Consider the following 13854-nt stretch of genomic DNA (forward strand, 5'->3'; position numbering starts at 1 on the left):
AAGTTAACGCGACACTCATTTCTCTTTGGGGGCGCTTTTACTTTTGCAATTGACATGACAGACAACATTATTTTTCACCCCTCTTGACAAATAGAAAGTTTGGAGTATCATACCTCTGCAGGATAAATGAACTTTTTATTATTTTATTCATTCGAAATAGTTAAATATCGCGGTTTTTGTGAACCTAAGTAACACAAAGGAAACAAAAACAGTGCCGTATGATATAATTATTAGAATATTTAATAATAAAAAGTTTAATAATATTAATTATAATTAAAAAATTAACGGAGGTATCTTTATCATGACTGCAACTTGTATCGTATGCGAAGCAAATGTATCCCTTCCCCAGGACTGCTGCGAAGGCGAGCTTCTTATCTGCCCTGACTGCGGCACGGAGCTCGAGGTAATCTCGCTTGATCCCCTTACCGTAGAAGAGGCTCCCCAGGTGCAGGAAGACTGGGGCGAATAAAAAATGGCGACACTGCGCATTCTCTTCACAAGGCTCCGAACCGAGGAGAAGCTGCTTAAAGAGGCGGCGGAGCGCCTCGGTATCCCCTGCGAGCTGCAGAACGTCGGCGATACCGTCTTCGGCGAAGAGCCTTTTTGCCAGGCCGACGACGTAGTGCTTGCGCGCTGTGTCTCGCACAACCAGAACGAGGGCGTAGCCCAGATGCTGGAGACGCAGGGGATAACGGTGGTCAACTCTTCCCGCGTTATGGGGATCTGCGGCAATAAGCTCACCACCTCCGCCGTACTGGCGCAGGCCGGCGTCCCTCAGCCGAAATTCCTCGTCGCCTTCACCCCCGAGGGAGCGCTTGAAGCGGTGGAATCCCTCGGATATCCGGCGGTCTGCAAGCCCGTAAGCGGCAGCTGGGGCCGTCTGCTCGCCAAGATCAACGACCGCGAGAGCGCGGAGGCGATATTCGAGCACAAATCGATGCTCGGAGCCATCCATAATACCTTCTACATTCAGGAATTTGTCGATAAGGGCAGCTTCGACGTCCGCGCCTTCGTCATCAACGGCGAACCGCTCTGCGCGATCGCCCGTACGAGCGAACACTGGATCACAAACACGGCGCGCGGCGGCTCGGCCTCAAACCTTCCGCTCGACGACGAGACTACGGAGATCCTTCGCTCGGTACACGCGGCGATAGGAGGCGAGTTCCTCGCGGTCGATCTTTTCAAGGCGAACGGCCGCTGGCTCGTCAACGAGGTCAACGACGGCGGCGAATTCCGCAACTCGATAGCCCCCACGGGCAGGGATATTCCCGGCGCGGTGGTCGAGGTCGCCTGGAACAGAAGAAAAGGATAATTTTTATGACCAACTGCATCACGGCTTACGAATCAATAATAAAGTTTGAGGAAAAGTGCAAGCGCGGAATAAAGCGGTTGCCCTATGGGTCGTGGATTTTTGCAGCGTCGATTTAAGTTTGCCGACTGACCAAGCAAAGACACGGCTCGCCTCCAGAAGGACGCGGGCCTTTTTCATGCTTAAGATAATTTTTTAAGGAGTGTGCAGAGATGACAGAGAGGATTCCAGTAACTATATGGGGCGCAACGGGCTTCGCCGGGGCGGAACTTCTGCGGATATTCGCCCGCCATCCCCATTTTGAGGTCATAGGGGCGGTGTCCCGCTCAAAGGCCGGTATTTCGGTCGGCGCGGCGCATCCGCATCTGCGCCATGTATATAACGACCTTACCTTTATTTCACCGGAGGAGGCAAATTCACTATCCGCCGCCGCGGCTTTTCTCGCGCTGCCCCACCGCGCCTCGGCGCAGGAGGCGGTGCGCCGCCTCGAGGCGGGAGAGCGCGTAATCGATCTTTCGGCGGATTTCCGCCTGCGCAGCGCGGAGGCGTATAAAAACTGGTACGGCGTAGATCATCCTGCGCCGCAGCTCCTGTCGGAGGCCGTCTACGGCCTGCCGGAGCTGCATCGGGCCGAGATGGCCTCCGCGCGCCTGATCTCCGGCGTCGGCTGCAACGCGACCTCGGCGATCACGGCGCTGCTGCCGCTCGCAAGGGCGGGGCTGATCGAGGAGGCGCGTATCGAGTGCCGCGTGGGCTCCTCCGAGGCGGGAGCCAACGCCGACGAGGGCTCGGCCCACGCGATGCGCAGCCGCGTTCTGCGAGTGGTAAATCCCTTCGTTCACCGTCATATGGCGGAGGTTGTGCAGGAGCTTTCGATGGAGCAGAGCTCATTCACGATGGGCGTCACCGCCGTCGAGCTGGTGCGCGGCATTCAGTGCCTCGCCCATGTGACGCTGAACCGCCAGGTACGCGAGGCCGAGATATGGAAGCTCTACCGCGCGGCCTGGAATGGCGAGCCTTTCGTCTCCTTCACCCCAGCGAAACCTGCGCATTTCCGTATCCCCGATCCCCGCTTCGTCATCGGCAGCAACCGCGTGCTGACGGGCTTCATGCTCGCCGAGGACGGACGCCGGATGATCGCCGCCTCGGCGATCGACAATCTAATGAAGGGCGCGGCAGGCTCGGCGGTGCAGTGCGCGAACCTGATGTTCGGCCTTCCGGAGACGGAGGGGCTCGATATGATGCCCGTCTATCCCGCTTAGCGGCTGACGCATCTAACCGGCGGAATCATTGTTTTTAAGGAAAGGAAGTATACAGTTATGATCGGAGTTGTAAAAATCGGCGGCGCGTCGGGCAACAGGCTCGAGCCGCTCATAGATGAGATCGCGGCGAGGAGCCGCGCCGGAGAGCGCTGGATCGTCGTACACGGCGCAAGCGGAGTAATGAACGACCTCTGCGCCGCACGCGGGCTCGAAATACGCATGGTGACCAGCCCCTCGGGCTATCGCAGCCGCTTTGTCGGAGAAAAGGAGCGCGAGCTCTTCCGCGAAGCCGCCCTCTCTTACGGCGCGCGTATTATGGAGATGCTCGCGGAGCGCGGCGTAAAGGCCGTTCAGGAGGACCCCGAGAGCGCCCCCTACGCCGCAGCGAAACGCAAGGATTTCCTGCGTGAGAGCGTGAACGGCCGCATGAGGATTCTGCGCGGCAACTACAGCGGCACGGTGACGAAGATAGAGCCATCGCCGCTGCTTGAAGCACTTGAGGGCGGCTTCGTGCCGGTCGTTCCCCCGCTCGCGCTCGACTCGGAGCTTGGTATTTCGCTGAATATCGACGGCGACCGTCTCGCGGCACAGATCGCGGGCGCGGTAAAGGCCGATCTTCTCATCATTCTATCGAACGTCCCCGGGCTCATGAAGGATATCGACGATCCGCAGTCGCTCATCGCAAAGGGCAGACTCGCGGACTGGGATATCATCGAACACTACGCGCAGGGCAACATGAAGCGTAAGGTCGTCGCCTGTAAAGAGGCTCTGGAGCTCTCGATACCCAACGTCTACCTCGCGGACGGCCGCGTGGCAAATCCCCTGGCAAACGCGATGGAGGGACATTCGACATGGCTGGTACGTTAAGCAGGCTCTACGGCGGGCGCGGCATCGCGCTCACACACGGCGAGGGCGCCTATGTATGGGACGGCGGCGGCCGCCGCTACATCGACTTTTTCAACGGACACGGGGCGGCGCTCTTCGGCCACGCCAATCCGGTGCTGATGGAGGCGCTGAGCGAGGCCTCCCGCGGCGTCTGGAGCTGCGGCGCGGGATATGAATCGCCGGTACGCGAGGAGCTGGCCGCCATCCTCGGCGGTGAGCTAGGCGACGGTATGGTATTTTTATGCAACAGCGGCACCGAAGCGATCGAGGGAGCTCTTAAACTCGCGGCGGCGCTGGGCGGCAAACGCCATGAGATAATAGCCTGCCGCCGGGGCTTCCACGGCAGGAGTTGCGGCGCGCTCGGGCTCACCTTCAACCCGAAGTACCGCGCCCCCTTCGCTTCCCTAATCCCTGCGGCGAAGCATTACGCTCCGGAGGATATTCCCGCGAAGATCAGCAACGAGACGCTCGCGGTATTCATAGAACCGGTTCAGGGAGAGGGCGGCGTCTATCCCATTCCGGAGGAGGTGGGGCGCGCCGTCACCGAAAGCTGCCACGCGCATGGCGTACTGCTGATCGCCGACGAGGTGCAGAGCGGACTCGGCCGCTGCGGCTCATTCTTCGCCTCTCCGGCGAGGGGGCTCGCCCCCGATATTATCTGCCTCGCCAAGGGGCTCGCGGGCGGCATGCCGGCGGGAGCCGTGATCTGGCGCGGCGAGCTTGGAGATTTTCCGCCGCATTCCCACGGCTCGACATACGGCGGCAACGAACTGACCGCGCGCGTCTCACTCGCCGCTTTGAAATATATAAAAGAAAATGATCTCTGCGCCCACGCCGCGAAGGTCGGCGCTTTCATCCGAGAGGAAATCACACGGAGAAATATCCCCCTCGTCAGCGACGTGCGCGGCGCCGGGCTGCTGATCGGCGTTGAAACGGAGATACCCTCACAGGATATCGTTAAGGCGCTGCAGGAAGACGGCCTGCTCTCGCTCGCCGCGGGACCGCGCGTCGTGCGTTTCCTCCCCTCCTTCGCGGTCACGGAGGAGACGGCGCGCGAGGCGATAGACATCTTTGAAAAGACAATGAACGGCATTCAGGCTCAGCGCAGAGCCGGACACACACAGCCGGAGGGCAGATAGATGCGCCTGCCTGAATCGGTCGGACTTCTCGTGGATATCGTCGCCGTACCAAGCCCGACCGGACACGAGGAGGACGCGGCGCGGATGCTCGCCGACCGCCTGCCGCGCTTCGGCTGGGAGACCTCGCACCTAGACGGCGCCGGTTCGGTGATCGCCACGCGCGGCAACGGCGATAAGGAGCTCGTGCTGCTCAGCCATATCGACACAGTCCCCGGCGGCCCCAAGCTCTTCGTCAATGAAGAGAGGATCGAGGGACGTGGTTCAGTCAACGCTAAGAGCCCCTGCTGCGCCCTCGCGGTAGGCGGCGGCGCCGTCGAAGTGCCTGAAGACTGGCGCATCACGTTTGTCGCCGCCGTCGGCGAGGAGATCGATTCGCGCGGCGCCCGTTTCCGTATGCCGCTCCACGAACCGGCGGCCCTCGTCGTCGGCGAGCCAACTGGCAGTAACGGCGTCGCCCTCTCATACCGCGGGCGCATCCTCTTCTCCTTTATCGCGGAGGACAGCGGCGCGCACCGCTCCGGCAGCCCCGGACCGATGTCTGATACCGTGCTTGCCGCCGCCTCGATGATGCAGATAACGGAGAATATGGGCAAGGGTTATTCGATAGCGATCATGGAGATGGAGGGACATGAGGCGGGGAAACGCTCCGCCTCCATCACGATGGACCTGCGCACTCCCATCGGCGCGCAGCAGGACGAGCTGGAGCTGAGGCTCAGCGAGACGGCGGCCGCCTTCAGCGTCGGCCTGAAGGTGATCGAATATGTGCCGCCGCATGAGGTACATAAGTCTGACCCCGTCATACGCGCCTTCCGTACGGCGATACGCGACGTCACGGGCGAGCCGCCGCGAGTGCTTGCGAAGCAGGGCACCTGCGACTTCAACGTGCTCTCCACCTGGGGCTGTCCGATGGGAGCCTTCGGCCCCGGAGACTCAAAATACGACCACAGCTCTAACGAGCAGATCGAGATAAAGGAATTCCTGCGCGGCGTAGAGGTCGTGAAGGGCGCCCTGCCGAAAATAATGGCGGCGATAGAGTAAGCGGAGCTTACCTCTTGGCGTTGGCGGAGAATGCGAATACGGTGTTTTCCCCGTCACAGTTTCCCCACAATTATGCTGTATAATAGACGGCACAGAATAAGAAGAAGGGGGCGTTTTGAATGAGACTTAGAAGAGGATTTGCCGCGCTTTTTGCCGCACTGACGGTTATGACGGCCGGCGCCGCTTTCGCCCATCCGCCGACGGACGTCAACGCCGTCTGGAATAAAGACAACGGAACGCTGACCGTTACAGCGGCGCATCAGGTAAATGACAGGACGAAGCACTACGTCATGACTCTTGTCGTAAAAGAGGGCAGCAAACAGCTACAGATGAAAAAATACACGGAACAGCAATCCAACGAAGGCTTTTCCGACACCATACCGCTCAGCGGTGTAAAACCAGGAACGCAGCTAACGGTCGAGCTTACCTGCAATATTATGGGAACGGCGGAAAAGACGATAACGGTCCAATAACGAATTATTACCGCTACAGTAAAGAGCAAGAGGAGGCGTATGCGCCTCCTCTTTTTATACCGCGATATCCCGGAATATATACAAGTGAAAAATATTTAGTTTTTATCCGTGACCTTTCCGTCGTACCAGTAGTATCTTGTGACAGGCTTCGCATCGGAGCCTACGAGCGCCTCGGCCGCGCCGAACCATGAGACGGAGGTCTTTACCGGATTTCCGTACCTTACGCGCAGCGGCGCGTCGGTACGCGGCCCGTATTCGCGCGTCTCGCCCGGTTTAAGCAGCCCCTCGAAAAGGACCTCTTTTCCAACGCTGAATTTTATCCAGATAACGCCCTTTGCACTAACTTTGATCAGCGGCGCAGCAGCTGTCTGGGCCGCCGGTGCGGGCACAGCGGCCGCTGCCGGCGGTTTATCCGGCGAGAGCGCCGGCTTCGCGGCAGCCGGAGCCTTGCCGTCCATCCAGCCAAGATCGACCGATGCTGGTCCTGGCTGCGGCTGGCTCTGGACTGGAGCGTCGGCGCTTGCCGTCTCCGTCCGAGCCTCCTTTTGATCCACCATCGCGGCGGTACCGCCATCAAGCGGCGTTGTCGCCTCGTTTGTGATCTCACCCCGGTACTGCCAGGTTATCCAGGCCGCTGCGCCGAGCGAAAGGATCACTATAATGTAGACCCAAATATGCGACCTGTGCCGGAATACTTTCGGGCTGCTGGTATAACTGGCCTCCGCGTCATCCCGCCGGTAGGCGCTCAGGGCCTCGTTTTCTTTTTTCGTCAGGCGGTCATACCGCTCCCAAAGGTCTCCCGCGTTGAGATATTCGCAGTACTGCCTCAGGAAGCTGCGGCAGAACGGACCTTTGGGAAGCCTGTCGAGCTGACCGTCTTCTATCGCCGCCAGATGTTTTTTTTGTATCTTCGTCGCGTTCCAGGCATCGTCAAGCGTCAGTTTCTGCGCCTCGCGCAGCTCCCGGAGTTTTCTCCCCAGCTCCGCCGATACCTCTGTCGCCTTCTTGTTTTCGTCTTCATTTTGCGAGGAATTTGCTCCTGCTGCCATGCAGCCTACCCCCTTTGTGCTGATCTGCGCATCTCCTTTATTACCTCCGAAGGTTCAGGCTGTCCAAAGACCGCGCTGCCCGCAACCACGGCGTCGCAGCCCGCCGCCGCTATCTCCGCGACGTTCTTCGGCCCGACTCCTCCGTCCATTTCGATCAGATATCCCCATCCACGCTCACTGCGCACTTTGGACAGCCAGCGCACTTTGTCAAGCGTCTCCGCGATAAATGACTGCCCCCCGTAGCCGGGATTGACGGACATCACAAGGACAAGGTCCGCCATATGAAGCACCGGCAAAAGCGGCTCCGCCGCGGTGCCCGGATTTATTGAGACGCCGGCCATCACGCCGGAGTCCTTTATCCTTTGGAGCACACGGTGGATATGCCTGGCAGCCTCCAGATGAACCGTCAGCAGAGTTGTTCCCGCGGAGAGAAACATATCAAGAAAATCCTCCGCCGGCTCGACCATGATATGCACGTCAAGAAACGCCTGCGGATACCTTTTGCGCAGCGCGCTGACGAGCGCCGGTCCATAGGAGAGGTTCGGGACAAAGTGCCCGTCCATGATATCCACATGGAGCCAGTCGGCTTCGCCTTTAAGTTCTCCGATGTGACGCTCCATGTTGAGGATGTCCGCGGACAACAGGGAGGGAGCAATGAGAATCTCCCTGCCATTTTTCAGCTCTTTTAGTTGTAACGGTCCTGCCATACAAAATCTCCTCCAAGGAAAATCGTTATGCGTGCCTCACCCGTATAGGGAACGTTCATTGAGATGTATTCCCCACTGTTCGCCATGCCGTCCTTCAGCACCCTTGTGCCGGAATCGTCGGTCATCTCTATCTTCAGGGACAGAGGCTTGGTGAGCGGCGGCACCTGGTAGCGCACCTTCGCGTTCTTGGTCGGCGCGGCGGGCTCCGCGGGGGCTGGTTTCGGCGCTGGCGTCGGCGCAGGGGCCGGCGTCTCAACTTTAGGAGTCTCGGTCTTTACAGGCTCCGTCTTCGCGGGTTCGGTCTTTTTTATCACCGGTTCTTCGGTGGCCGGAATCTTGGAAGGTATCGTCGTCGGCGCGGCCTCTTTTATCACGACCTTTCGCACCGCCTCGGCGCGTTCTTTATCCTGATCGTTGGAGGGGGGGACGTCGGGGGCTGCCTCCGAGGCCAGAGGCTCTCTCGCAAAGGTGAGATTCACCAGCGAACCGGCGGGGACCTTTGCCCCGCCCTTCGGACGCGACGAAAGCACGCTGCCGATGGGCATCGAGGTCGAGGGCGCGTCCGCCATTTGTCCCAGACGCAGTCCAAGCTGCTCTATCATCGCGATAGCCGACTCCTGGTCCTGCCCGCGAAGGTCGGGCATCGTCACAAAGGAACTCTCACCGCTCGTGCCGCTGCTGACGAGCAGGCTCACCATACAGTTAGCCGCTACCTGCTGGGGAGAGGCGGGATTCTGTGCAATGATCGTGCCAGAGGGTTTCAGCCTATCCGTGACCCGCGTTATCTTATCGACCTTAAAACCGGCCTCACTGAGCTTTTTGACGCCCTCCTCGAACTTAAGCCCTCGGACGTCGGGGATCGGCTGTATCGCGCCCCCCTTGCTCACGCGCAGCAGGACAACCTTCCCCTTGGAGACCTTTTCCCCGGCGGAGAGGTTTTGTGAGACGACGGTATCCGCCGGCATCGGGGAATCAACCTTGTCCACCTTAGCCAGCAGCCCCCTCTCCTGCAGCGCGTCAACTGCGTCGACGAGCTGCATCCCCGTGACGGACGGCACCTCGGAATCCTTATCCTCGATGAAGACCATCTTTATTCCGATATATGCGCAGCCTATTATCACAAGAAAAGCGAGTATCATTCCCCAACGGTGAATTCTGCCCATTGAACCAACCTCCGTTTATTTCCTCTTCGCAAGAAGCGTCATATAGAATCCATCGACCCACGGCAGCGACGGCGTGACCGTCGTTCCGTAAGGCTTGCCCTTTATCATGAATTTAGCCGTACGTTCGGTTGGCAGCTCGATAAGCTCCGGATGGCGGGCCATGACGTCGGCGATGACCTTTTCGTTCTCGTCGCGGAAGAGGCTGCATGTGCTGTATGCTATGATCCCGCCGGGAGCAACCAGGGATACGGCGCGTTCCAGCAGCTGCTTTTGCAGAACGCTGTTCTGCTGCACCTGCTCCGGCGAACAGCGCCATTTGCTCTCGGGGTGACGGCCCCAGGTGCCGCTTCCGGTGCAGGGGGCGTCAAGCAGTATCGCCGACGGCGCCTCGTCGGGAACTAGGGAGAGAGAGTCGCCCCTCTTGAAGGTCACCCTGTCCTCGGTATGCATACGCATCATCTCAAACCTGGCGGACTTTATCTTGCCCTCCGAAATATCCCAGGCCTCTATATGCGCCTCGGGAAGAATATCCGCGAGCTGTCCCGTCTTAACGCCGCGTCCGCAGCACATATCGAGTATCCGGCCGCCCTTCCAGCGTTTGGCGATCAGTTCTGGTACGAGCATCGACGATTCGCTCTGCGGCATGATCCGTCCCTCGCCAAAACCGGGAAGATCGACAGGGTAAGGATTAGCCGCCGTACGGACGGAAAATTCCAGAAAGGGCGATGCCCATCCTTTGCGCCCAGAGGCGTTGTATTCCTCAATATATTGGCCGCGGTCCACCCCGCGCGAAAGGCGAAGGGAGAGATAGGTCTTCATACCGCTCGCGCGCACGAGCCTCTTCGCCTCGGGAATCGAAAGCTCTTTCGACCACAAGGCGGCGGCCCAGCCGGGTACCCCCCAATAAAGGGCCTGGTCCCTGAGCGCGCTGCTCTTTTTAAGGCCTTCGATAAACTTCTGCGATTCGTCGGCAACCGTATGGAGCACGGCGTTGACAAGTCCTATATCTCTCATCTCGCCGCTGTTTTTTATCGCCTGCACCAGTCCGTTTATCAGGACAGGCAGCGCGAAATGCTTAAGCTCCACTATTCCCGCGATACCGATCATCAGCGCGTTCATCGTAAGCGGCGGGAGTTCGCGCGGATTGCGCTTGCAGTATTTTAGCAACACCGTCTTCCACAGACTCTGCCGCCGCAGCGTACAATAAACAAGCGTCGCGGCAAGTTTGCGGTCTGCGGGCGCGATGTTGTTATATACCTTTCTCAGCGCCTCTGAAGCAAACGCCCCATTTTGCACCTCTCCATATATTGTAAGAGCGGCCTCTAATCCCCTCATAGAATCAACCCCTTATCACGAGAGAAAAGGATGTCGCACAACATCTTTTCTCAACGACCTCTATTATACTATACGAAAAAGATAAAAATTCAGGCGGCACGGCCGCCAGCGGTCACAAGGCAACTGCTCCCCGTACGGGGAGCAGTTCTAATTTTATTCTCCTACGATTCCCGATCCCACAACGCAGGCAAAGCAGCCGCGGCAAATCCGTGAATGGCCGGCCTGGTATCGGTGAGAGGAAAAAGAGATTGCTATTTTCATCGCTGCTTCGCCTAAAAATACGCCGCGCGAAGGCTTTTAATCGCGGCGCATATTGCGCAGCGCGAGCAGACGCACAAGCTGCAGCACGGTCATCACCAGCGCCGCCACATAGGTCAGCGCCGCCGCGTCGAGCACGGCCTTGGCGCCGCCGAGCTCGCTCCCCGAAAGGGTATTCGTCTCGCTCAGCAGCTTCAGAGCCCTCGCGCTCGCGTCAAACTCAAGCGGCAGGGTCACGAGGTGAAAGACAAGCACGCCGCAGAAGAGCAGGATGCCGACGTTGAGCAGATTCAGCGAGCCAAAAATCAGCCCGATAAAGAATAGCGGCATCGAAAGCGTCGAGCAGAGCTGCACGCCCGGCGCGATCGCGTTGCGGAACTTCAGAAAGCCGTAGCCCTCCTTGTCCTGTATCGCGTGGCCGACCTCATGGGCGGCAACGCCGATAGCCGCGATGCTGCGGCTGGAATTTACGCTGTCTGAAAGGCGCAGGACCTTTGAGCGTGGATCGTAGTGGTCGGTCAGTTCGCCGGGGACGCGCTCGATTTTGACGTTCGCCAGCCCGCGGCGGTCAAGCAGCGTGCGTGAGACCTGCTCCGCCGAGACTCCGCTCATGGCGCGGACTTCACTGTATTTCGCAAAAGCGCCCTTGACCTTGAACTGGGCCCACATCGAGAATATCAGGGCCGGGATCAGCACGATGATCGTCGGGTCGAAAAACGGATAGAACATCCGTGGCACCTCCTAATCTAATTTCTATATATTATAGTCTAATTTGGTCAATTTTATTTGCCGACGCCGTAAAAATCAGCAATTTCATTGACGACGCGCTCCTGCTCCTCGGGCAGCAGCTCGGGGAACATAGGCAGCGCGAGCACTTCGTCGGCAAGCATCTCCGACACGGGGAAATCGCCTTTGGCGTAGCCGAGATATGAGAAGCAGTGCTGCAGATGGAGCGGCAGCGGATAATAGACGCGCGACGTTACGCCGCGCTCGTCGAGGAACTTCTGAAGCTCGTCGCGCCTCTGCGCGCGAATAACATACTGGTGGTAGACATGGCGTCCTCCCGCGAGCTCCGCCGGCGGTGTGATAAGCTCCAGCAGTCCCTTCTCGGCGAAGAGCGTCATATAACGCTCGGCGACGATACGGCGCTCTTCATTCCAGCCCTCAAGATGGCGCAGACGCACACGGAGGATCGCCGCCTGCAGCGCGTCGAGGCGGCTGTTTATGCCGACCTCTTCGTGGAAATAGGTCTTGCCCGCGCCGTGAACGCGGAGGTTCTTCACGCGCTGCGCGAACTCTGGGTTATCGGCTATGGAGACCATACCGCCGTCTCCGTAGCAGCCGAGGTTTTTCGTCGGGAAGAAGGAGAAGCAGCCCATATCGCCGACGGAGCCGCTGCGCGCTACGCGGCCGTCGATCATCCGGTGGGCGCCGATGGCCTGCGCGCAGTCCTCGATGAGAGCTATACCGCGTCTTTTCAGCTCGTCCTTTATCTCCTCAAGAGGACACATCTGCCCAAAGAGGTGAACGGGAAGCACCGCCCTCGTGCGCGGAGTGATCTTCGCAAGAATATCTTCGCTCTTTATATTGTAGGTAACGGGGTCGACATCGGCGAATACCGGCGTCGCTCCGTTGCGCGTAATGCAGCTTACGGTGGCGAAGAAGGTGAAGGGAGTCGTTATCACCTCGTCGCCCGGCTTCAGGTCGAGGGCCATCAGCGCGAGCACGAGGGCGTCGGTGCCGGAGGCGCAGCCGACGGCGTTCTTCACCTCCAGGTAGGCGGCGATCTCTTTTTCAAGGGCCTCCACCTCGGGGCCGAGTATGAAGTGCTGAGTGTCGAGCACTCGGAGAACGGCGACGTTTACCTCCTCTTTTACACGCGCATAGTTCCTTGTCAGGTCAAAAGACGGTATCTTTGTATTTTCTGTCATGATATTACCTCCGTTCAATCTTTTTTTCTTGAATCAGGCACTTCAAGCACCCGATGCGAATGGTGCAGATGCTCCCTCATATGCTCCTGCGCCCTCTCCTTGTCACGCTGGGCTATCGCGCGGAGTATCGCCCGGTGCTCCTGCGAAGAGTAGTTATCCTTCTCGTCGAACTGGTCGTAGAAGAAGATATAGACGTTGGTACGGAGCATGATGTTGTCAATATACTCGCAGAGCACATTGTTCTTTCCCGATTCCGCGATGAGGCGGTGGAAGGTGTTATTTGCCTCAAGAAAGGCGTCGAGATCCTTATTTTCAAAGGCGCTCTCCTCGGAGCGCAGCACCTCTTCCAGCCGTTCAAGCACACGGCGGTCCATACCGTTGCGGCAGGCGAGCTCCACGCTGAGGCTTTCAAGATATTCGCGCACATTATAGGCGCTTTCCATTTCGTTCACCGTCGGGGCCGCCACTCTCGCGCCGCTGTTGGGGACGATCTTGACCAGCCCCTCGTTGGCAAGGCGCCTCAGCGCCTCGCGCACGGGAGTCCTGCTCACTCCCATCTCTGTCGCTATCTTTACCTCGAGCAGTCTCTGCGACGGCTTCAGCTCCTTGCTGACGATCTTGCCGCGCAGATCGAGATAGACAAAATCCGAAGATGTGTTATATATCCTGGAACGCTGCATCATTACAAAATAATCCCCCTACTTGATGTTGCCCTGCTGCGATAAACTCTTCCTTAAAATTGCCCCGTATAAAATTTTCAGCCTCCGCGGTGGGCGCGGAGAATGCGTGTAAGAGCCCTTGACTCTCACTGTGTAGTACAAGAACAACTAATCTTAGCATAAAATCCCGTATCCGCAACATATCCCCGCTGCAAGTCGGCACAGGAAGATCCAAGCAGAAACAGCCTATAGGGCCGTCCGCCGATCGTCGCAGATCAAAAAATGCCGATTTGGCGTCAATGGGCTGAGTAATAAATTGTAATTTATCTCTTTTCCCACCCGAAGGAAATCGTCCGCTATATTGCCACAATAACAGAAAAATGAAGTAGAATATCCCCATGAGTAAACGACTGATAGTATTGTTTTTATCATTTTCCACAATAATCGCTTACGGCTACGCGCTCGGGGGCCTTGGGAGCTACGCGATGGGCGTGCCAAAACCGCTGCCGATCGCCGCGGGGCTCATCGGCGGTACGTTCTGCGCCTATCTCGCGCTGAAGATCTGGCGTCTCTATCTGGCGGAGATCGAGGCTGAGAACCAACGTATGGATGAGGAGCGCGAAGGGGACGAAGAAGAGGAATAGCC

15 protein-coding genes are annotated in these 13854 nt (G+C 58.4%); 8 read left to right on the plus strand and 7 right to left on the minus strand.

Features of this window, described 5'->3' with window-relative positions; translation table 11 throughout:
- Window positions 1–301 precede the first annotated feature (301 nt).
- The 7 genes from lysW (at window position 302) to LIO98_RS10320 (ending at window position 6106) form a co-directional block, all read left to right on the plus strand.
- Entirely contained in the window at window positions 302–469 is a 168-nt protein-coding gene (gene lysW, locus LIO98_RS10290; RefSeq protein ID WP_066747157.1) for a lysine biosynthesis protein LysW, read from the plus strand.
- A 3-nt stretch (window positions 470–472) separates the two neighbouring features.
- Complete coding sequence (locus LIO98_RS10295) at window positions 473–1312, plus strand: RimK family alpha-L-glutamate ligase (protein ID WP_291956537.1); 840 nt, start codon at window positions 473–475, stop codon at window positions 1310–1312.
- A 209-nt stretch (window positions 1313–1521) separates the two neighbouring features.
- Window positions 1522–2571, plus strand: a complete 1050-nt coding sequence (argC, locus tag LIO98_RS10300) for an N-acetyl-gamma-glutamyl-phosphate reductase (RefSeq protein ID WP_291956540.1) — start codon at window positions 1522–1524, stop codon at window positions 2569–2571.
- Window positions 2572–2628: 57 nt separating this feature from the next.
- Window positions 2629–3438: a uridylate kinase gene (locus LIO98_RS10305; protein WP_291956543.1), complete on the plus strand. Its 810-nt coding sequence runs from the start codon at window positions 2629–2631 to the stop codon at window positions 3436–3438.
- Window positions 3423–4595: an aminotransferase class III-fold pyridoxal phosphate-dependent enzyme gene (locus LIO98_RS10310; protein ID WP_291956546.1), complete on the plus strand. Its 1173-nt coding sequence runs from the start codon at window positions 3423–3425 to the stop codon at window positions 4593–4595. Before LIO98_RS10305 ends, LIO98_RS10310 begins: the two co-directional genes overlap by 16 nt.
- Complete coding sequence (locus tag LIO98_RS10315) at window positions 4596–5633, plus strand: M20/M25/M40 family metallo-hydrolase (RefSeq protein WP_291956549.1); 1038 nt, start codon at window positions 4596–4598, stop codon at window positions 5631–5633. It abuts the gene before it with no gap.
- A gap of 119 nt (window positions 5634–5752) precedes the next feature.
- A complete protein-coding gene (locus LIO98_RS10320; RefSeq protein WP_066747178.1) occupies window positions 5753–6106 on the plus strand; it encodes a hypothetical protein in 354 nt (117 codons plus the stop codon).
- 95 nt (window positions 6107–6201) lie between these two features.
- On the opposite strand, the gene LIO98_RS10325 is transcribed toward LIO98_RS10320, so the two are convergent.
- The 7 genes from LIO98_RS10325 to LIO98_RS10355 form a co-directional block, all read right to left on the minus strand.
- Window positions 6202–7155 carry a RodZ domain-containing protein gene (locus LIO98_RS10325; RefSeq protein ID WP_291956553.1) on the minus strand — a complete coding sequence of 318 codons (954 nt, stop codon included), beginning with the start codon at window positions 7153–7155 and terminating at the stop codon, window positions 6202–6204.
- 5 nt (window positions 7156–7160) lie between these two features.
- A complete protein-coding gene (gene rpe, locus LIO98_RS10330) occupies window positions 7161–7862 on the minus strand; it encodes a ribulose-phosphate 3-epimerase (protein ID WP_291956555.1) in 702 nt (233 codons plus the stop codon).
- Entirely contained in the window at window positions 7841–9025 is a 1185-nt protein-coding gene (locus LIO98_RS10335; protein WP_291956558.1) for a PASTA domain-containing protein, read from the minus strand. Before LIO98_RS10335 ends, rpe begins: the two co-directional genes overlap by 22 nt.
- 15 nt (window positions 9026–9040) lie before the next feature.
- Window positions 9041–10360 (minus strand): RsmB/NOP family class I SAM-dependent RNA methyltransferase, encoded by a 1320-nt coding sequence (locus LIO98_RS10340; RefSeq protein ID WP_291956560.1) that lies wholly within the window; start codon window positions 10358–10360, stop codon window positions 9041–9043.
- Between the two features lie 297 nt (window positions 10361–10657).
- Window positions 10658–11347, minus strand: coding sequence for a zinc metallopeptidase (locus tag LIO98_RS10345; RefSeq protein WP_291956562.1), 690 nt, complete (start codon window positions 11345–11347; stop codon window positions 10658–10660).
- Window positions 11348–11400: 53 nt separating this feature from the next.
- Window positions 11401–12549 (minus strand): DegT/DnrJ/EryC1/StrS family aminotransferase, encoded by a 1149-nt coding sequence (locus tag LIO98_RS10350; RefSeq protein WP_291956565.1) that lies wholly within the window; start codon window positions 12547–12549, stop codon window positions 11401–11403.
- A 14-nt stretch (window positions 12550–12563) separates the two neighbouring features.
- A complete protein-coding gene (locus LIO98_RS10355) occupies window positions 12564–13232 on the minus strand; it encodes a GntR family transcriptional regulator (protein ID WP_291956568.1) in 669 nt (222 codons plus the stop codon).
- A 374-nt stretch (window positions 13233–13606) separates the two neighbouring features.
- Here LIO98_RS10355 and LIO98_RS10360 point away from each other — a divergent pair, with 374 nt between their 5' ends.
- Window positions 13607–13852: a hypothetical protein gene (locus tag LIO98_RS10360; RefSeq protein ID WP_291956570.1), complete on the plus strand. Its 246-nt coding sequence runs from the start codon at window positions 13607–13609 to the stop codon at window positions 13850–13852.
- Window positions 13853–13854: the final 2 nt, after the last annotated feature.

Origin of the sequence: Cloacibacillus sp. (assembly GCF_020860125.1) — a bacterium.
Classification (GTDB): Bacteria; Synergistota; Synergistia; order Synergistales; family Synergistaceae; genus Cloacibacillus.